General features: G+C 46.1%; 17 protein-coding genes. 11 read left to right on the top strand and 6 right to left on the bottom strand.

Annotated features, from left to right (window positions below; genetic code table 11):
• The first annotated feature begins 39 nt into the window (after positions 1-39).
• Both bamE and K4H25_RS14560 read left to right on the top strand, forming a co-directional pair.
• Complete coding sequence (gene bamE, locus K4H25_RS14565; RefSeq protein ID WP_221021142.1) at positions 40-297, top strand: outer membrane protein assembly factor BamE domain-containing protein; 258 nt, start codon at positions 40-42, stop codon at positions 295-297.
• Between the two features lie 137 nt (positions 298-434).
• Complete coding sequence (locus K4H25_RS14560; RefSeq protein ID WP_221021141.1) at positions 435-695, top strand: hypothetical protein; 261 nt, start codon at positions 435-437, stop codon at positions 693-695.
• A gap of 131 nt (positions 696-826) precedes the next feature.
• Here K4H25_RS14560 and K4H25_RS14555 read toward each other — a convergent pair whose 3' ends face one another.
• From K4H25_RS14555 to K4H25_RS14540, 4 genes are all read right to left on the bottom strand, one after another.
• Positions 827-1,324, bottom strand: a complete 498-nt coding sequence (locus tag K4H25_RS14555; protein ID WP_221021140.1) for a hypothetical protein — start codon at positions 1,322-1,324, stop codon at positions 827-829.
• 10 nt (positions 1,325-1,334) lie between these two features.
• Positions 1,335-2,084: a DUF2092 domain-containing protein gene (locus K4H25_RS14550; protein ID WP_221021139.1), complete on the bottom strand. Its 750-nt coding sequence runs from the start codon at positions 2,082-2,084 to the stop codon at positions 1,335-1,337.
• A gap of 96 nt (positions 2,085-2,180) precedes the next feature.
• The gene (locus tag K4H25_RS14545) at positions 2,181-3,275 is read right to left on the bottom strand and encodes a tetratricopeptide repeat protein (protein ID WP_221021138.1); all 1,095 of its coding nucleotides are present in this window, start codon (positions 3,273-3,275) and stop codon (positions 2,181-2,183) included.
• Positions 3,272-4,882: a GGDEF domain-containing protein gene (locus K4H25_RS14540; protein WP_221021137.1), complete on the bottom strand. Its 1,611-nt coding sequence runs from the start codon at positions 4,880-4,882 to the stop codon at positions 3,272-3,274. Before K4H25_RS14540 ends, K4H25_RS14545 begins: the two co-directional genes overlap by 4 nt.
• A 184-nt stretch (positions 4,883-5,066) precedes the next feature.
• Between K4H25_RS14540 and K4H25_RS14535 the strand changes: the two genes are divergently transcribed.
• Positions 5,067-6,005 (top strand): LysR substrate-binding domain-containing protein, encoded by a 939-nt coding sequence (locus tag K4H25_RS14535; RefSeq protein ID WP_221021136.1) that lies wholly within the window; start codon positions 5,067-5,069, stop codon positions 6,003-6,005.
• 296 nt (positions 6,006-6,301) lie between these two features.
• Entirely contained in the window at positions 6,302-6,595 is a 294-nt protein-coding gene (locus tag K4H25_RS14530; RefSeq protein ID WP_221021135.1) for a YkgJ family cysteine cluster protein, read from the top strand.
• A 68-nt stretch (positions 6,596-6,663) separates the two neighbouring features.
• On the opposite strand, the gene K4H25_RS14525 is transcribed toward K4H25_RS14530, so the two are convergent.
• Positions 6,664-8,571 carry a B12-binding domain-containing radical SAM protein gene (locus K4H25_RS14525; protein WP_221021134.1) on the bottom strand — a complete coding sequence of 636 codons (1,908 nt, stop codon included), beginning with the start codon at positions 8,569-8,571 and terminating at the stop codon, positions 6,664-6,666.
• A gap of 607 nt (positions 8,572-9,178) precedes the next feature.
• Here K4H25_RS14525 and K4H25_RS14520 point away from each other — a divergent pair.
• Entirely contained in the window at positions 9,179-10,804 is a 1,626-nt protein-coding gene (locus K4H25_RS14520; protein ID WP_221021133.1) for a methyl-accepting chemotaxis protein, read from the top strand.
• 215 nt (positions 10,805-11,019) lie between these two features.
• On the opposite strand, the gene K4H25_RS17075 is transcribed toward K4H25_RS14520, so the two are convergent.
• A complete protein-coding gene (locus K4H25_RS17075) occupies positions 11,020-12,339 on the bottom strand; it encodes a methyl-accepting chemotaxis protein (RefSeq protein WP_221021132.1) in 1,320 nt (439 codons plus the stop codon).
• A 500-nt stretch (positions 12,340-12,839) separates the two neighbouring features.
• Between K4H25_RS17075 and K4H25_RS14510 the strand changes: the two genes are divergently transcribed.
• The 6 genes from K4H25_RS14510 to K4H25_RS14485 all read left to right on the top strand — a co-directional run bounded on the left by K4H25_RS14510 (position 12,840) and on the right by K4H25_RS14485 (position 17,789).
• Entirely contained in the window at positions 12,840-14,129 is a 1,290-nt protein-coding gene (locus K4H25_RS14510; RefSeq protein WP_221021131.1) for a tyrosine-type recombinase/integrase, read from the top strand.
• Between the two features lie 89 nt (positions 14,130-14,218).
• Entirely contained in the window at positions 14,219-15,043 is an 825-nt protein-coding gene (locus K4H25_RS14505) for a hypothetical protein (RefSeq protein ID WP_221021130.1), read from the top strand.
• A 141-nt stretch (positions 15,044-15,184) separates the two neighbouring features.
• On the top strand, positions 15,185-15,391 hold the full coding sequence (locus tag K4H25_RS14500; RefSeq protein WP_221021129.1) for a helix-turn-helix transcriptional regulator: 207 nt from the start codon (positions 15,185-15,187) through the stop codon (positions 15,389-15,391).
• Positions 15,392-15,594: 203 nt separating this feature from the next.
• Entirely contained in the window at positions 15,595-16,518 is a 924-nt protein-coding gene (locus K4H25_RS14495) for a hypothetical protein (RefSeq protein ID WP_221021128.1), read from the top strand.
• On the top strand, positions 16,518-17,405 hold the full coding sequence (locus K4H25_RS14490; RefSeq protein WP_221021127.1) for an ATP-binding protein: 888 nt from the start codon (positions 16,518-16,520) through the stop codon (positions 17,403-17,405). The genes K4H25_RS14495 and K4H25_RS14490 overlap by 1 nt, the downstream gene beginning before the upstream one ends.
• 150 nt (positions 17,406-17,555) lie before the next feature.
• A complete protein-coding gene (locus K4H25_RS14485) occupies positions 17,556-17,789 on the top strand; it encodes a hypothetical protein (protein WP_221021126.1) in 234 nt (77 codons plus the stop codon).
• Positions 17,790-18,155 lie beyond the last annotated feature (366 nt).

Below are 18,155 nucleotides of genomic sequence, written 5' to 3'. Positions count from 1 at the left end.
CTGCTTGTTTTTTTTTATTTGAAATCAAGGACAAACAGTATGAAACGTTATTTCATTTTATCTTTGCTGGTGCTGCTGATGGCGTGTAGCAAAATCACCGCCGAAAATTACAACAAGGTCACCACGGGTATGAGCCGGGCTGAAGTGGTAGCCATTTTAGGCGAGCCAACGCAGAGTGAATCAGGTGGTTTTTTAGGGATTCAAGGTGAGACGGCCAGCTGGCAAGACGGCAAAGTGCAAATCACTGCGCAATTTGTTAATCAAAAACTACTGACACATTCCATGGTGAAGCAATAAGCAATTAATCGCTTATTTATTACAAATAACAATGTTTATATTTACTAGTAAATAAAGCAAGCTATGGCTTGAGTGTTGAATTTGCTTGGTTATACTCCAATCAGAGCCGTATTTAGCGGTTTAAATAGGAGATTTCAATGCGTCATCTGATTCAAGCCACATTGCTGGCCACCGCCGTTTTGGGTTCTACCATGGCTTATGCCGATTGTGATGATGGTCCCCGCGTAATGCCAAAAGTCGAAGTGACTAAAACGGATTATCTGAAAAAAATGGAAGCTTTTTTTGATTTTGTCGATGCCGATAAAAATGGCGTGATGACTCCTGCTGAGCGAACCGCTGCCAAGCAAAAAATGAAAGCCGAGTGCCGGGCTAAAAAATCCAACGCCTCGGCTTGGTAATTTAAGTCGCTGCTTTGGGGTATTTTTCGGTTAAATATCAAGATGAGTAACAATCCATTGCAAATAAAAATAGGCCAAATAAATGGCCTATTTTTTTTATTTAAAAATGGATCAATCATCCATAAAGTAAATTAATACGGTTGGTTCACCACAATATAAGTCACATTACTGCCTTGATATTGCGGTTGATACCAAGTTGATCCGCATTGCATATACGCTGTATTTCCACGCATGACTTGAACGCAATTACTCGGCATTTGGTTGGCATTTACAATACTGCCAATCACTGCTGAGGTGACTGCGACAGCTGCAGTGACGGCCACTGCGGTGGCTACGGGATGATAGTCATTGTCATAATGTCCGCCATGGCGGTAGCCACCATTATGATCGACATTTACATTGACGTTATTGTTGCTGATATTGGTGTTTTTAATATTGTTATTGTTTTTTCGATGATCGTTTTTATTGTTGTTGTTGCGGTTGTCCATGACTTTATTGTTTTTGCTCGCGGCAGGGCGAGCGCCTTTTTGGTGATCGCCTTTAGCTTGTGCTTGAATTGGCATACCGATGCTGATTAAAGCCACTGCGCTCAGTGTCAGGATGCTGGCTTTTGATGCGAATTTAAACATAATATGCCCCTTATTCTGCCGCTTTTTTAAATGGAATCGCAATATCACCTGGTTTTGCTTTAAAGGTGAATTCGCTGTTATTGAGTTTTGGCTTTAGATTCCAAGTATAGGTTTCAGATAGTGCCGGGCGATTGGGTTTGCTGCTATCGGTAATGAGCACCTTGCAAGGTAGGGAGGGTTTGCTGCGGCTAGTCCATAATTGCCATACTGACTCTGCTTGAGCAAACACTAAGTGATCACACAGTTGACCATTAATTTTGCTGACACCAACGTACTCGGCGAGTGTTAATTTATCGAGTGCCGCTTGGTCTTTGCCAATATCAAATAAAGATTTGAGTGGGATATTGAGCGCATAGTAGTTTTTGACTTGATTGAGCATATCGCTGGTATTGCTGGCCACGTCAACCGTGGTGTAGTAACGCAAGGTAGGGGCGTATTGTGTTAATTGCTTGCCGTTATAAAAATATTCGCGATTTAAATTGTCGCTATTTATTTTTACATACAGTTTATTGTTGCCATCAATGATCATCGTGCTATTGCCCATTGCCTGAATCATTTGGCCTGATGGCGACAGAATATCTTGCGTGATGCTGGCTTTCACCTCGGCCTTAGGCAGGCTACGTAGGTTTTTTCCGACTTCCACCGCCTTAGCAACCACCAATGGATTCACAGCAGCTGCAAGTGGCTGCTTTTCACTCGCCCATAGCGAAACGCTCAATGGCAGTAGTGCCAAGCCGAGCCAAGCTGTTTTTAATTGCATTTACTTACTCCATAATTATTAATAATTAATAATTTATGAGTTATAGCCTATAAGGGCTAAGCAAAAGGCATATTATTTTGGTCAGCTTGTTGCTATTTATCCATTGTAATGCGGCGAAGGGCTTGCTACTGATGTCGCTCGATAGCGAATTCGGCTTAAAGCTAAGCGCAATTCAAGTTCAAGTGGGTTGAGCTGTTTTTGTGAAATGCGCTGCAATTTTCTTTCGGCTTTGGATTGCAGTTGTTGTAGCTGTTTGGCATGGCCCGCTTTGAGGTGGCTTAAGGCGCTTTGGTAATCACCTTGCTCTATGCACAGCGTTTCCAGTAATTCATGCGCTTGTTGGCTCATATTAAAGCCACGAATTTGTTCGCCCAATTCAAGGCAAAACTCAAGTGATTGCCGCGCGGCAGCGTGTTGATTTTGATGTAAATAAATGCGCCCTAAAATTAAGGCCACTAAAGATCGGCACCATAAACCACCATAGTTTTGCGCTAATGTTTTCGCCGTTTGCAATTGATCAAATGCCGCGCTGAGCTGTTGGTGATCAAATAATACTAAGCCGGTATAAATATGAAATTCAGCTTGGGCTTCGATGCGGGGATTTTTTGCCAGGTGCTCGCTTAATTGTGCCAATAGCCGCTCGACTTCGGTGTAATGCTTAAGCTGGTAGCAATTGGCGATTAAAGCCAGTAGGCAATCAGTAAACAGCGTGGCATCGGCGATGTTGGCGGCTAAATCAAAGGCGCGTTGTTGGTACTCTAGCGCGAGCTCGGCCTGACCAAATACTAAACAGACTTGGGCAATGCCTGAGTAGCTGCGTACAAAAGCGGGATGATCTTCCGCGTCGATGGCCGTTTGCAGGGCTTGCAACCAAATATCCAGCGCCCGCATGTATTCGCCCAAATGCAATTGGCATTGCGCTTGCCAATGTAATGTTTGGGCGAGTAAAGACCAGTCATTCAGTTGGCGGGCGAGTATGCCGGCCTCGCGAAAGTCTTTGCTGGCGGCACTGGGCTGTTCGCCGATATCGATTAAATACTCGCCACGACAAAGCAGCGCTTGTGCCAATAGCGATAATTGATGCGTTTTTTTGGCGTGTCGAATAGTGTGGTCAATCTCGGCGGTATCGTGATCGCGGTAGAGGGTATGGCGTAGTAGTGCCAAGTCGCTAGTTGCTGTTGCACACATCATCGATATAACTCCACACGGTTACGGCCAAGGTGTTTGGCTTGATACAGCGCTTGATCGGCGTGTTTGATCAAGGTTTGGGCATCGGGCTCGTCGTGATATTCGGCAGCACCAATGCTGGCGCTGACGCGTAAATCGATATGGCTATCTTGCCAAGAATGGGTTTCAATTTTTTGTCGAATTCGCTCGGCAATGTCTGAGGCGATATCGCCAGCAGCACCCGGTAGTAAGAGCACAAATTCCTCGCCGCCGAAACGGACAATCAGATCGCCACTTCGGCAAGATTGCAGCAAAATCTGCGCGGTATTTTGAATCACAACATCGCCTATCGGGTGGCCGAAGCGATCGTTAATGTGTTTGAAATGATCTAAATCGACCATCAACACCGAGAATGGACGCTGCTCTTCGATACAGCGCTGATACATTCTGGGCATTTCTTGTTCGAGATGACGGCGGTTGCTCAGGCCGGTTAAGGGGTCTTGCAAAGTGGCGCTGCGCAGTGAGCTGAGTAATTCAGAATCGGCCGAGCTTTTTTGCCGCAAGATGATGTTTTCTTGTTGCGTTTGTAAAAACAGCAATTGAATATCGAGCTCTTTCATTCTGCGTTCGAGCGCCGAGGTGATTTTATCTTTGGCAATTTGTTGTGCGTCTTGCAGCGCCAATTGTTGGTATTGGCGGCGATACTCCCACGCCATTTTAAAGTCTGCTATTTGCTCACCCAATTGCGCTAACAAGTGATAAACCTTGAGCCGCAAGGGATTGGATTCAAACGATTGAATCAGATTGAGTGCCATCAGTAGATATTGCTTGGCCGATAGCGGCTCTTGGGTCGCCATATAAACGCGGCCTAAGGCCAGCAAATTATTGGCTTGGCACCAGCGATAATTGAGCTTTTGATTTAAGTTCCATGCGGTGTGTAGCCAAGTTTTGGCTTGGGTATATTCTGCTAGCTCAAGATGAGCTTCGCCTCTATAGCTATACCATTCAGCCAACCACGCTTTGTGCTGGCTGGATAAAAATATCGCCTCGCCTTGCGTAGATAAAGACAGCGCAATGTCGTATTCGCCTAACAGATTTAAATCGGCCGCAACGTGTAAATAACTATTGGCGAGTAATTCATGTTGCTGGCTATGCGGTGCAAATTCCAAGGCCATTTCATGCCAGTGCAAAGCGTCGCCATATTGTTGATAGGCGCAATAGATATTGCCGATGCCAATACAGGCGTGCACATATAAATCGTAGGCGTGTAATGGCAACGCTTTTTTTAAGCAGCTCATCCACAATTTAAGTGCGGCGAGGTATTGGTTATTCGATAGCAATAGTCGTGCCCGGGCATGCTCATATTCGGCATGCTGATGCGGCGATTTATGGCTTTTGATCAGCGTTTCAGCCCGATCTAAGGCCGCATGGCCTGCAGCGCTATCATCGAGTGCCCAGTAGCATTGAGCCAAGAGTAATTGCGCATTGATTTCTGTTTGCGGGGCATCTTGGGCCTGCTCAATGACGGGCAATAAAATCGCCACGCTTTGAGTGCAATCGGCAATAAAACAGGCGCGAGCAGCGGCGATGTTTTGCTCGAGCTGAGGCTGAGCGTCGATGGTTATTTGCATACGTTATTAATCAATAAAGTCGGTGATCGTTGCTGGCCAAATAGGGCATCAAGCTACTGGTTTTTTTCAACGACCCAGTGAAATGATTTAACGATCAGAAGCTTTAAATTATAAACGCTTGCTGTCAGCCAATCAGATATTTATAGTGCAGATTGAATTTTAAAAATCAATTGAAGGTATCGAAATGAAATTCACCCTACGCCAGTTAGAGGTGTTTGTGGCCGTAGGTCGTGGCGAGAGCGTGTCTCGGGCCGCAGAATGCGTAGGTTTATCGCAATCGGCGACCAGTACGGCGCTATCTGAATTAGAGCGCGTGTATGATCGGCGCTTGTTTGATCGGATTGGCAAACGCTTGCAACTGAATGAATTGGGCGCAGCTTTATTACCACAAGCCATCCAGTTACTCGATCATGCGGCAGAGATTGACGCTTTATTAGCCGGGCGATCTGGCTTTGGCCCGATGCGGGTCGGTGCGACGCTGACTATTGGCAATTATCTCGCTACCTTACTCATTGGTGATTTTATGCGGCAGCATCCGGGCTGCCGTGTTTCATTGGGGGTGCATAATACCGCGCATATTGTGCGGCAAGTGGCGCATTATGAGCTGGATTTGGGCTTGATTGAAGGCGATTGCCAGCATGCAGATTTAGATGTCATCCCATGGATTGCCGATGAGTTAGCGGTATTTGCTGCGCCCGAGCATCCCTTGGCGAACAAATTACAGCAAGGTGGGGTGATTGATTTTGCTGATTTGCTCGCGGCGTCTTGGATTGTTCGGGAATCGGGGTCTGGCACTCGGCAAACCTTTGATTACGCGATGCGGCATGTGCAATCTAAGCTCGATATCCGGTTGGAGCTAGAGCATACCGAGGCGATTAAACGCGCGGTGGAGTCGGGTTTGGGGATTGGTTGTATTTCACGTTTGGCGCTAAAAGAAGCGTTTCGCCGTGGCAGTTTGATCGAGTTACCTGTCGTGGGCCTGGATTTGGCGCGGCAATTTCATTTTGTGTTGCACAAACAAAAATATCGCACCGCAGGAATTACGGCGTTTTTAGAGCTTTGCCGCAGCGTGACCGCCGGGGCTAGCCGCAGTGATGAGATTGTTTTGCCGTATATTCGCTAAGCAGCGGATTGCTTCATCGTTGGTGATGTGCCGCTGATGCCGTGCCGGTCGCTGCGAACTAGCAAACAGTGCAAAATATCAGCAAATCGCCATGCTTGCGCGTTGTTTGAGTTATGAATTAGTTTTTCTCTGCGCCTTTGCGTCTCTGCGTCAAAAAAAAGTTCTTCAGTAAACGGTATTACCGTCCCGTAGGCACCTAAAACCATCAACACGTAATCGGAACAAAGCCCGACTACTGGGTATATGGCAGTAAGCTTTATTTAATATAGGTTGTAATGATATACCCATGGAGGTCTATGTCTAATGCTGTATCGTGTAGTAGTTGTAAAGCCTGTTGTTGCCAATTAGAAGTGATGCTGATTGCTGGCGATGATGAGGTGCCTGCTGAGTTTATTGAAAAGGATGCTTGGGGTGGCGAGATTATGCATCGCCTGGCCGATGGTTGGTGCGCGGCGCTCAATCGCAGCAATATGCTGTGTACGATTTATGCGCAGCGCCCTTGGATTTGTCGTGAATATGAAGCGGGCGATAGCGACTGCATTGAGCAAAGACAGCGCATTCCGTCATTGTCGATTCAACGCATTATTTAACCGCTTATCACTGCAGCTTGAAGACTAGCCATCGTTTGACTGTGGATATTCAACGATGGCCCGTCGACTTAATATTGCTGCAATGCTTTGGCTAGGCGATGTTTGGCAATGGTGGTGCGCGGTACTTTGCTATCAAACCAAACGCGCACATCGTCATCTAAACCAATGCCGTGCATATAGTTATACAGCGCTTTATTCAGCGCTCGACCGAGCGCATCATGATCAACCCCGGTTGGATCCATAAAGCCAATATCATTGGTGGCAAAGCTGATTTCGGGGAGCTTTTCCAGCGTAACGCCAAATTCTTCTGGATTTTTGCCAACTGGGGAGTGCACCGTGCAGGCAAAACGGTGGAAAAACCCAGATTGAATACAGCCATTATCAAATAGCTGCCGCACGTATTCGAGCGCATCGACGGTGTCTTGCACCGTTTGCGTTGGAAAACCGTACATCAAATACGCGTGCACCAACACGCCGGCCTCGGTAAAACTTTGCGTCACTTTGGCCACTTGCTCGACCGAAACGCCTTTTTTCATCAAGGTCAGTAAACGATCGGATGCGACCTCAAGCCCGCCAGAAATCGCGATGCAGCCACTTTCGGCGAGCAATCGGCAAAGATCTGGGCTAAAGGTTTTTTCAAAGCGAATATTGCCCCACCAAGAAATCGATACATTGCGGCGAATCAGTTCTTCAGCGAGTGCTTTCAGCGCTTTCGGTGGCGCAGCTTCATCGACAAAGTGAAAACCAGTTTGCCCAGTTTCGGCGATGATGGCTTCGATGCGATCGACCAATACTTCGGCGGTGGTGGTTTCATAGCGCGAAATATAATCGAGGGTAATATCGCAAAAGCTACATTTTTTCCAATAGCAGCCGTGCGCCACGGTGAGCTTATTCCAGCGCCCATCCGACCACAGCCGGTGCATTGGGTTGAGCATATCGAGTAGTGATAGGTAGCGATCAAGCGGCAAGCCATCCCACGTTGGTGTACCGACTTCGCCAAACGGCACTTCAGGCTCGACGAAGTTGATGTATTTCACCGCGCCATCAGCGCGGGTAAAGGTGCGCACCAAACGCTGTTGTGAGCGTTTGCCTTTTAAGTGCTCCAGCAGCGCCAACAAGGGGCGCTCACCGGCATCGAGCATCACGAAATCAAAGTAATCAAAAACGCGCGGCTCTTTGAGTTCGCGCAATTCGGTATTGGCAAAACCACCACCCAGAGCAATGACCATATCGGGGTATTGCTTGCGAATCGTTTGGGCAATTCGGAAAGCGGCATATACCGCGCCGGGGAAGGGCACAGACAGTAAGACGATATTGGGCTGGTGCTGCGCGATAGATTCTAGCGTCAGCTCCGCCAAATAATCATCGACCATCGTGGTGGGCGCGGCCAGCGCCCGCGCTAGCGGATCAAACGTCGCTTGCGACATCGCTAATGACTCGGCGTAGCGAACAAATTCAAAGCGCGAATCTACCGCTTCACGTAATACATCGGCGATATCGTTTAAATACAGCGTACCCAAATGCCGCGCGCGGTCTTGCATGCCGAGCGCACCAAAGGCCCACGCAAGCGGATCGCCCCCCTCGTCGTCGACATAGGCATCGAGCTGGGCAAAACGCTGGCCTTCAGGCAGAAAATTGCGGCTGCAAATGCGGTGGCCGATGGTGGAATCGCGGCCTTGCAAAAACGCCATGGTTGGCGTGATCGTGCTGAGGTAGCGATCAAACGTCGCGTCAAATAGCGCCACCTGCGGCGTGCGTTTTTTGGGCGGGATTTTGTCGATTTTTTTGCGAACGTCGAGTAAACCGTCTTTAGAAAACAGCTTGAGCATCAAGGCCAACGCCAAGTCGGTTTGCTGCGCTTGCACGCCTTGCGAGCGCAAAAAGCCCGTTAAATACGCCGTGGATGGATAGGGCGTATTCAATTGCGTCATCGGTGGGATGATGGATAAAACGCGGGCGGTATCGATCTTGCTCATATCAGGCCTAGAGTGGGTATCTGCTACTAAATTAGGTATATCAAGATCTAGCTGCCAATACCCAAAGATATAAACCACTAAATCCATCACAAAACAAAAAACCCCAGTCGCCAGCGCGGTCTAGGGTTTGTGAGCGTTTGCTTTCTTGCTGCGCTGGTGCGGTTTAATCGTTCGACATTTGGCAAGCCCAGCTCAAGTCCGAATTCTACCTTGTTATCTGTCGAGTGTATTGATTTGGGTCGGATTTTCTGTTTCGCAGCGCTGGGGCGTCAAGCGATATTGCCTATTTAATCAGTGCATCGAGCATATCGTCAGCCTTGCTTGGAGAGCGCCAATTTTAAGTCAGCGTATCTTAAACTTCAGTGGTTTGGGATCAGGTTTTGTTGTTTAAAGGATGATGATCTGCTGTGATTTGAAGGCCATTTGCAGTTTTGGTCTTTGACCTTGGCGCTAATTTTGAATAGTAGTTTGTTTTTTTCCAAACTTTACTTTATCCGTGCTTATCGACTGAGAGGCAACTATAAATCATTACAACTAGTTTTATTTCTAGTTTTGAAATTTATGATTAAGGTGGGGTGTGGAAATGCCGCTTGTAATGTCATGGTCAATGAGTATTAAACAGATTTTTTATATCTTAGCGTTGGGCGTTGCCGCACTATTGGGCATGATCATAGTGACCAATCATCTTTCCAATATTGCGAATGCAGACATTAATAAGGCGCAAAAATCTCGTTATGAGTCTTATTTACTTGCCGATGAATTGCGCCAAAGCTCAGATGATTTAACCCGCTTAGCCAGAACTTATGTGCTCACTGGCGATGCGCGCTATGAAGCGCAGTATATGGCCATATTAGATATTCGCAATGGTGTACGGTTTCGACCTGAAGCTTATCAGCGCATCTACTGGGATCTTGTCGCCAACGGCAATCAACCCCCACGTCCTGATAGTCAGGTAAAAATCGCTTTAACCGAGCTGATGCGTGAAACCGGTTTTACCGAAGCTGAAATGAAAAAACTGGTGGAAGCCGCGAATAATTCTGATGAATTAGTAAAGACGGAAGTGATTGCAATGAATGCAGTCAAAGGTCTATTTCTTGATGCAAATGGGCAATTCACGATTAAAGGCCCGCCAAATATGAAAATGGCGGCTCAAATCATGCACGATACAAAATATCATCAAAATAAAATCATGATTATGAAACCGGTCGATGAGTTTTTTACCTTGTTAGACAACCGAACACAAACAGCGATTGATCAAGCAGAGCATAGAGCATCACAGATTACCTATTTCATGTTTGCGCTATTGGCAGCAGGACTTATTTTCATTATTGGCTTATTAATTGTTGCGTATCGAATCATTTTTCGCTGTCTGGGCTGTGAGCCACAGCGCGCTTCTCATATTATCCAAACCATTTCTCGGGGCGACCTTACTGTTCAGATTGATTTAGAAAAAAATGATAATGTGAGTTTGCTTTACCACACCAAAATGATGGTTGCGCGCTTAGCGGATGTGATGGTGAATGTGAGCCAAGCGTCATCGTTACTGACATTTGCATCGAATGAAATTTTGGTGTCATCACAGTCTTTAAGTCAAGGCGCGTCAGAGCAGGCGGTGAGTGTTGAGCAAACGAGTGCCGCTGTTGAGGAAATGTCGTCTTCAATTGCCCTTGCTTCTGAAAATGCGCGTGCAACTGATGAGATCGCCAGCCAATCTTCAGCGAGTGCGATTGAAGGCGGCGAGGTTTTTAAGCAAACCGTTGACGCAATGCGACAAATTGCAAAAAAAATCAGCGTTATTGATGAGATCGCCTATCGCACTGATTTATTGGCGCTCAATGCCGCAATTGAAGCTGCTCGAGCAGGCATTCATGGTAAGAGTTTTGCTGTTGTTGCGGCCGAAGTTCGCAAACTGGCTGGCAATAGTAAATTCGCAGCTCAAGAAGTTTCTCAAGTCGCACGCGATAGTGTGTTACTTGCTGAGCGAGCTGGTGACTTACTTGAGCAGATGGTCCCTTCTATTTGTCGAACTGCGATTTTGGTGCAAGAAATCAGTACCGCTTCTCGTGAACAAAGCTATGGATTGGAACAGATCAATTCGGCGATTTGTCAGTTAGTACAAGCAACTCAAATCAATGCCAATGAATCGGAGCGACTGTCTGCTACATCCGAAGAAATGAATGTACAGGCCTCGCAACTGCAAGAAATGATTCGATTTTTTCGAATCAGCAGCTGATAAACCGCCTATGAGATTATCTTGGTTCAACACAGGCCAGAAGCATCTACTGACTTTATAAAATATGCGCATCGTACAGAGGCCAAAATCAATGACGGATATGAATCAGCGATCAAAAGCGATGTTGGGTCTAATTGATGACAAAAAAGGGTTTAGCTTTTCAGCTAAACCCTTTATCGCTGGTTCGGAGCGTTTCTTGCATCGACGCTCGCGGTTTACTTGCTCTGCCGAACTAGGCTTTCTACATCTAGCGTTGCGGCACTGGTTCTTTCGGCGAGTTTTCTGACTTCATCGGCCACCACAGCAAAGCCACGGCCCGCCTCACCAGCGCGGGCGGCTTCGATGGCGGCGTTCAGCGCCAGTAAATTGGTTTGATCGGCAATCGATTTAATGGTGCCGACAATGGTGGCGATTTCGGCAAGGCTTTTTTCTAGGCTCTGCCTTTGCGAGCTTTCTCCGCTGAGCGCTTCGGATTTCTTTTCGGCATCAATGGCGACCAAAGCCCCCACCACGCGCAGTGGCGCGCCGTTGCTGTCTCGGCGGGTTTTGCCTCTGGCGCGAAACCAGTGATATTCGTTATTTTTACACTTCAGGCGGTATTCGATGCTGTAGGGCGTTTTGCCGGTTTTATCGTTTAAATGAGCGGCAAATGCATCCAGTACGTTTTGCTTTTCATCCGGGTGTAAGCGGCTGGCCCAGCTTTCTAGCACATCCGGAAATTCGTTCACCGAATTAAAACCCAATAAAGCTCTAAATTGCTCTGACCACCAGAAGGCATTTTGCGGATTAACGGGGTTTTCTACATCGACTTCCATATCCCACAAGCCTTCGGACAGCATCGCGCTACTCAGTTCGAATCGAGTTAGCGTTTTATCCAGCTCGGCCTCGTTTTTTTTGCGCAGGGAAATACCCTCCAAAGAGCCCGCCACTCTAAGCGGTATACCTTCACTATTACGTTGCGTTGCGCCTCTGGCTCGGAACCAGCGATATTGCTTATCTTTGCATTGCAGGCGGTATTCAATATCGTAAGGGGTACGCCCGCTTTTATCATTTAAGTGATCAGCAAAGGCGGTGAGTGTGCTGTCTTTATCTTCAGGGTGCAAAAGGTTAGCCCAGCTGCCGAGCACATTCGGAAAATCTCGCTCATCGGTAAACCCGAGCAAACGCCTGAAGGTCGGTGACCACCAAAATACATTGGCGGGATTAAGCGGATCACCCGCTACTACGCTCATATCCCACAGGCCTTCGCTGGATGCTTGATTCACTAGATCAAAACGTTTTTCTAAAGCACTGTACTGCGTTTTTTCCTTGGCTAATTCTTCCTGCAAAGCGCTTACTTCATCATGTAAAGCGCGTTTTTCATGCAGGGCAGCTGAAAGCGCTTCGCTGTTTTTATGCCAGATGCGATGTAATTTATCGCCAATGGCGCGCCACTTCTCATCACCATCCATAGTCCAGCGTGGCATATCGCCACGTAAAGCCGCTTCGGCCGCGCTGTCTAATTGGCTAATTAACCGACTTTGTTTAAAAAACATAGTGCACCTCAATCAATATCCCGACCCAGAGGGGATTTGTATCAATCTAGTGCATTGCGGCGGCAGCTCTAAGAAAAAAAACAATATTTTTACATTATTAGTAATTAATTAATTGCTTTAATGTATTTTTTATCTAAATTTATGCGATTGTTGTAAGTTATAAGCGCAGTTAACGGACTGTAGGATAATTTGGGTGCGCTCTGATGTCCCACCAGTGTCCCATGAGAGGGTTTGGCTAACTTGCAGGCAAGAAAAAAGGGTCTAGCTTTTCAGCTAAACCCTTGATTCTATTAGTGGTGCTCGGAGCGGGACTTGAACCCGCACACCTTTCGGCGAGGGATTTTAAGTCCGTCATTTTGGCTTTTCTTGGATTTTCATGGAATCAATTAATGTTTTATAAAACAATGACTTAAGTTGTTTTCTGGCTATGGTGTTCCATGTGTTTCTAGAGTAAAATGTTCCCCAGAGTGTTCCCCAAATTAGATAGGGTGGGTGGGTATATGGCGGTCAAATTACTAAGTGCGTCGACGATAAAAAATGCCAAGCCTGGTATGACTCATAAAGGCAAAACGAAGCCAGTTGATAAAGATTTTTTACTATCTGATGGTGAGTGTCTTTTCTTACGGGTTCGCCCATCTGGCACTAAAGACTGGATGTTTATTTACACGGCCAGTGACGGTTCTCGCGCCAAGATGGTTTTGGGTAGTCAGACTGACCATAGCGACAAAAGTGCACGAGACTGGGCATCAGAGCAAAGAGCATTAATTGATGCTGGGGTTGACCCTCGAACAGTACGCGCTCAGAAAAAACAAGCGGAGGAAGAGCTGAAAAGTTACTCTTTGGGCTTGCTATTGAAAGCCTATGTGACCACGCTAGCCAAGCGTGGGAAAGTATCATTTCGTGAGGTTGAAAATGCGCTCAACTGTCACATTCCCGAAAAACTTCGAGCAAAAAACGCCGCCGCTATCACACGTGATGATTTGATTCCGATTATTCGTAAATTAGTCGAGGATGGTAAAGGTCGAACTGCGGGTAAAGTGCGCAGTTACTTACGAACCGCCTTTGAAATGGCATTAACCGCCCCTGACGACCCTAATGCCCCATCAGCCATGCTTGGTTTCAAGCTGACGCATAACCCCGTAGACCGCATTAAGGCCCTATCTGAGCACAATAGAGCAGGCGAGCGCGCCTTAAGTCGTTCGGAGTTGATTGAATTTCAAAAGCACATTCTCAAGGTCCAAAATGTAGACGTTCGTGATATTTTACGCTTGGCCATATTGTTAGGTGGCCAACGTTTTACGCAGTTGGCTACAGCAGGGCTGGAAAAAGATACTGAAGGTAATCCAGTTATTGTTATTCGTGATAGTAAGGGTCGCCGTCAGCAAGCTCGGCGTCACGTTCTGCCACTTCAGGGTGAAGCATTGGAAATCGTTAATTCACGAAACGGTCAGTTATTTTGTTTGGATGCAATTTCTGCTACGGACTTTGTAAAGACCGTATCTAGTCGAGTTTCTCGAATTAGCAAAGCGATGTTGGCCGAGGGGGCATCTACTGAGCCATTTCGTGGTGGGGATATACGGCGTACTGTTGAAACACATTTGGCTGCTCGCGGCGTTTCAAGCGATTTGCGGGCACAACTACAGTCGCATGGCTTAGGTGGTATTCAATCACGGCATTATGATAAGTACGATTATTTAGAGGAAAAACGCACCGTGCTGTCTAACTGGGAGGTCTATTTGACAGAGTTATATGTCGGCAACGTCATCAATTTGAGTCGAAAAGTTGCTTAAATGTGACAAATGCCATCTTGGTATTCTGTGGAATGTGATGGAGGAGGTGGCTCAGTTACAATTAAAAAAAACTTTGGACACCTCTGATTATGACGACTAAAGCATTTTATCCATTTGACGATACTGGTGTTCTCCTTGGAGATACATTTTTTGCTGCGTTATCACCCGTTGATTGGGATAAATATCAGAATTCTTCAATGATTGCCGCTGCTGAAGCGGCATTTTTATTGGTAGGCTTGCCACCACCGGAGCACTTAAAATTAAATATCAATTCACAGTATGGATTGTCAGATTTAAGTGGATTAGAGGCGCAAGGCGGCTGGCGTAAACATAACGCAACGACTGCTGCGGCCAAGTTAGCTTATCAATTTATGCAAGTAATTCAGCGGCAACTAGATGATGGTCAGCCCGTACCTAAGATTGGAGCTTTGTCTGATTGGATTACTTGGGCCGATGCTTTTCAGTTGCCGATTTACACGCTTGTACGAGAGTTGGCAAATATGAGTGCTAAATCTCAAGCGACGACTAAACCCCAGCTTGATGCTCGTTCGGCTTCAGCATCAATCGTTTGTAAAAGCGAGCCAACAGCACCGCCTTGTTTTAGTCGCTGCAAAAATGCAAATATTCGTATGATTGTCGCTGCGGCTTGGGTAATTGAAACATATGGCCGTACCGCAAGCATATTTGAGATATTGAATTTGTTAAACGAGTGGCATGAACATACCTCTGCGCCTCAATGGGTAGAGCGTGAAATGGGGCGACTACTGAGTGTTGATATAGAAAATCGTTGTTTTTATTGGGATGCAGATAAAAGTGAAGGTAAGGCAAAGACCCAGTCTACCTTCAATAATATTCAAGATGCGCTTGATAGATGGCGAAAAAATAGAAAAGAAGAATTAGTTGATGCCGTTTAAAACCGCATAAAAAACCGCGTTAGCCGAATTAGCCGAACTGGGAAGTTCGGCTTTTTTTTGGGCATAAAATTTGTCTTGTCACTTCCGTCACTGCACGAGGTGAGCTTACCTGTTCTTTAACAATCTAATAAAGGATTCAGCATGAAGCACCAAAATTTGGATGAATATATTCATTTGTTGCGCCGTCCTCGGGTCGAGAACATCACAGGCTTGGGCCGTTCTGCCATTTATGCTCTTGTGGCCCAAGGTGATTTTCCTGCTCCTGTGCGCTTAACTGCCAAGTCGGTTGCTTGGCGCTCTGATGAGGTACAAGCATGGGTTAATTCTCGCCCATCAACCAAATCGTAATCGGCATTAATTCAAATCGAAACATTACTTTTATCAGCGCATCTGTCCTCAACATTCACGTTTATTTGAGAATGTTGAGGCTTTTTTATAATTGAAAGAATGGAGTAATTATGAGTCGATATCGCCAAGTAAAGACCAGTATTTGGTCTGATACGAAATTTCGCTCGTTGTCTGCAATGCAGCCAAGTGGCCAAGCATTGTGGTTGTATTTACTAACTGGGCCGCACACTAAAATCATTCCTGGTCTATTTCGTTTGGGTCGGGCGGCTCTCGCCGAAGAACTGAATTGGGATTTGGCAGACCTTGACCGTGTTTTGGCTGAGTTAATTGAGCAAGGCATGGTGAAGGTTGATTTTGATGCGCGACTTGTTTGGCTACCAAATGCAATTAAACATAATGCACCTGCCAATCCGAATGTAATTCTAGGTTGGACCAGTGATATTGGCGAGCTGCCAGAGTGTGCTTTGAAGACCGAGGCTCTACAGCACTTTGAGCAATTTATTCAGACTTTAGGGGGCAGTGCGAGCGCCCAAAAAACTTTCTTGACTGCGTTTTACCGTGCAGTAAATCCATTGAGCACAAAACTAAATACAAACGGTTCGGGTAACGGTTCGGGTAACGGTTCGGGTAACGGTTCGGGTAACGGTTCGGGTAACGGTTCGGGTAACGGTTCGGGTAACGGTTTAGGTAATGGTTTAGGTAACGGTTCGGGTAACGGTTTAGGTAATGGTTTCGATAACGGTTTGCCTAATCAGGAGCAAGAACAGCAACAAGAACAGCAACAAGAAACATATCAAGAGCATGACTCTGCAGCACCAACTGAACGCAAGCGTTCATCGCAACAGAAAGTGAACTTCGATATGGGTACTGGAAAATTTTCTGACATTAGTGACGCTCAATTGGCGACGTGGACAAAAGCACACCCAACTGTAGACATTGAAAAAGAAAAGGCAAAAGCCGCTGCATGGCTAATTGCTAATCCAAGTAAGAAAAAATCGAACTACGCCAGTTTTTTGACTAACTGGTTTAGTCGGGTTTTAGAGTTCACGCCTGCTAAATCCAAGGTCAAGACGGGTAATCACGATAACTTTTCATCGCAAAACTATGGCCAAGGAGGCCTATTATAATGACTAATGTTAACAGTACTGACGACGTAGATGATGAATTGAATTTTCGTGAGCAAGAAGAGCAGATGGAAAAATATGGTTTTTATTGGATGCCCGTACCTAGGGATAAATTGATTGAGTGTCCCCAGCATGGTTGGATGCCGACATATGGAATGAAATGTAGGGCGTGTCTGCATGAGCGCGAAAAGCAAGAGCAGGAATTGAAAGCGCACAATGAGTACATCCGTCGCTGGAACGAGCGTAAAGACTATGCAGATATTCCTCCTCGTTTCGAAAAGTGCGAGCTTTCAACATATCAAGCGACTCTGCCAAAACAAATTGCGACGCTCAACTTTGCACAAAAGTTTGTTGCAGGCTTTGACACTATTTATAAGGGGCGCTGCTTTATTTTCTCAGGCCAAATCGGCACAGGAAAAACTCATCTCGCAATTGCGATTGCCAATGCCTTGATGCGTAAAGAAGGCTTTTACGTTAAGTATACGACGGTTTCTACCATGATTCGCCGCGTGCGGGCCACATGGCGCTCTGATAGCGAAGTGAGCGAAAGTGAGGTGCTGAACCGTTACGCACAACCAATGTTACTTATTTTGGATGAAGTGGGTATTCAATCTGGCTCTGACAATGAATTAAGCATCTTGTTTGAGATTCTAAATTGGCGCTATATGCACCGTAAATCAACCATCTTTATTACCAACCTTACCCGTGATAAATACATCAGTTTTCTAGGCGCTCGTGTGATTGACCGCTTGCGTGAAGACGGGGGAGAAGAAATTGTTTTTGACTGGGAAAGTTTTCGTCCAATACTCGGTCGTCAAGCTAAAGAAGCAGCAAATCATGAGCAAGATTTATCTAATGAAGTTGGCAGCCAAATCGTCGTGGATAACTAGTCAATCAAAGAGGCTATTTAGCTGAGTTATGGCGATTGTCTTCTGTCTTAAACGAGCTTAAATCGGGGTTAATGCTATCGCTAGCGGTGGATTAACCCCGTTTCCGCGAACGAACTATTAATTGAACAACAATTGAACGGGGAGTTGAACATGGCACGCGTTTGGACGGATGAGCAACGACAACGGCAACGTGAATTGATACAACGCACTCAACCTTGGCGCAAGTCGACTGGCCCTGTCACGGCAGCGGGCAAGGCCGTATCAAGCCAGAATGCGACTGTTCATGGCTTTTGTAGTAATCGAGTGCGGGTGCGTTTGCGGGATACCATGCGGGTGATGAAACAAGTAAAGCGCGAAATAAAATTGTATGGTCTTGAGTTTTAAGAGTCTTGCTGAGCGATTTGTGAGTGCTGCGCCGAATGTTGCAACTCGAACTTATAGGTTTAACTTGTGGGCTGTAGTGGCAGCATCCGACCCAAAGCAGTCACAGTCGACTCAATTATTTATTGCTTTGTTTTTTGATTCTTTTGAATTCTTCGAGAGCTGGAGAAAATGAAAAAACAATTACAAGATAAAGCAAGAGCATTGAAATAATACCCCGTATTCCTGTCGTGATATGGATGCCAAAAACAATTGCTTTTTCAGGTAAAGCCAAATCAACAAACAAGATAACCAATAGCATAAGAACAATTGTTCTTGATGTGTATAGAAAGGCTTTTTTGTAAATGCTCAAATTTACCTCGAATAATA

The sequence above is a fragment of the Deefgea piscis genome (assembly GCF_019665785.1).
In the GTDB taxonomy this organism is placed as follows: Bacteria; Pseudomonadota; Gammaproteobacteria; order Burkholderiales; family Chitinibacteraceae; genus Deefgea.
Note: the sequence above shows the minus strand (reverse complement) of the source record. Positions and strands in the feature narration are given on the sequence as shown.

Excerpts from the sequence above, each read along its gene's own strand:
- K4H25_RS14485 (WP_221021126.1), top strand. The coding sequence starts at position 17,556 with ATGGCACGCGTTTGGACGGATGAGCAACGACAACGGCAACGTGAATTG.
- K4H25_RS14560 (WP_221021141.1), top strand. The coding sequence starts at position 435 with ATGCGTCATCTGATTCAAGCCACATTGCTGGCCACCGCCGTTTTGGGT.
- K4H25_RS14510 (WP_221021131.1), top strand. The coding sequence starts at position 12,840 with ATGGCGGTCAAATTACTAAGTGCGTCGACGATAAAAAATGCCAAGCCT.
- K4H25_RS14555 (WP_221021140.1), bottom strand. The coding sequence starts at position 1,324 with ATGTTTAAATTCGCATCAAAAGCCAGCATCCTGACACTGAGCGCAGTG.
- K4H25_RS14505 (WP_221021130.1), top strand. The coding sequence starts at position 14,219 with ATGACGACTAAAGCATTTTATCCATTTGACGATACTGGTGTTCTCCTT.
- K4H25_RS14540 (WP_221021137.1), bottom strand. The coding sequence starts at position 4,882 with ATGCAAATAACCATCGACGCTCAGCCTCAGCTCGAGCAAAACATCGCC.
- K4H25_RS14530 (WP_221021135.1), top strand. The coding sequence starts at position 6,302 with ATGTCTAATGCTGTATCGTGTAGTAGTTGTAAAGCCTGTTGTTGCCAA.
- K4H25_RS14490 (WP_221021127.1), top strand. The coding sequence starts at position 16,518 with ATGACTAATGTTAACAGTACTGACGACGTAGATGATGAATTGAATTTT.
- K4H25_RS17075 (WP_221021132.1), bottom strand. The coding sequence starts at position 12,339 with ATGTTTTTTAAACAAAGTCGGTTAATTAGCCAATTAGACAGCGCGGCC.
- bamE (WP_221021142.1), top strand. The coding sequence starts at position 40 with ATGAAACGTTATTTCATTTTATCTTTGCTGGTGCTGCTGATGGCGTGT.
- K4H25_RS14500 (WP_221021129.1), top strand. The coding sequence starts at position 15,185 with ATGAAGCACCAAAATTTGGATGAATATATTCATTTGTTGCGCCGTCCT.
- K4H25_RS14520 (WP_221021133.1), top strand. The coding sequence starts at position 9,179 with ATGAGTATTAAACAGATTTTTTATATCTTAGCGTTGGGCGTTGCCGCA.
- K4H25_RS14535 (WP_221021136.1), top strand. The coding sequence starts at position 5,067 with ATGAAATTCACCCTACGCCAGTTAGAGGTGTTTGTGGCCGTAGGTCGT.
- K4H25_RS14550 (WP_221021139.1), bottom strand. The coding sequence starts at position 2,084 with ATGCAATTAAAAACAGCTTGGCTCGGCTTGGCACTACTGCCATTGAGC.
- K4H25_RS14525 (WP_221021134.1), bottom strand. The coding sequence starts at position 8,571 with ATGAGCAAGATCGATACCGCCCGCGTTTTATCCATCATCCCACCGATG.
- K4H25_RS14545 (WP_221021138.1), bottom strand. The coding sequence starts at position 3,275 with ATGATGTGTGCAACAGCAACTAGCGACTTGGCACTACTACGCCATACC.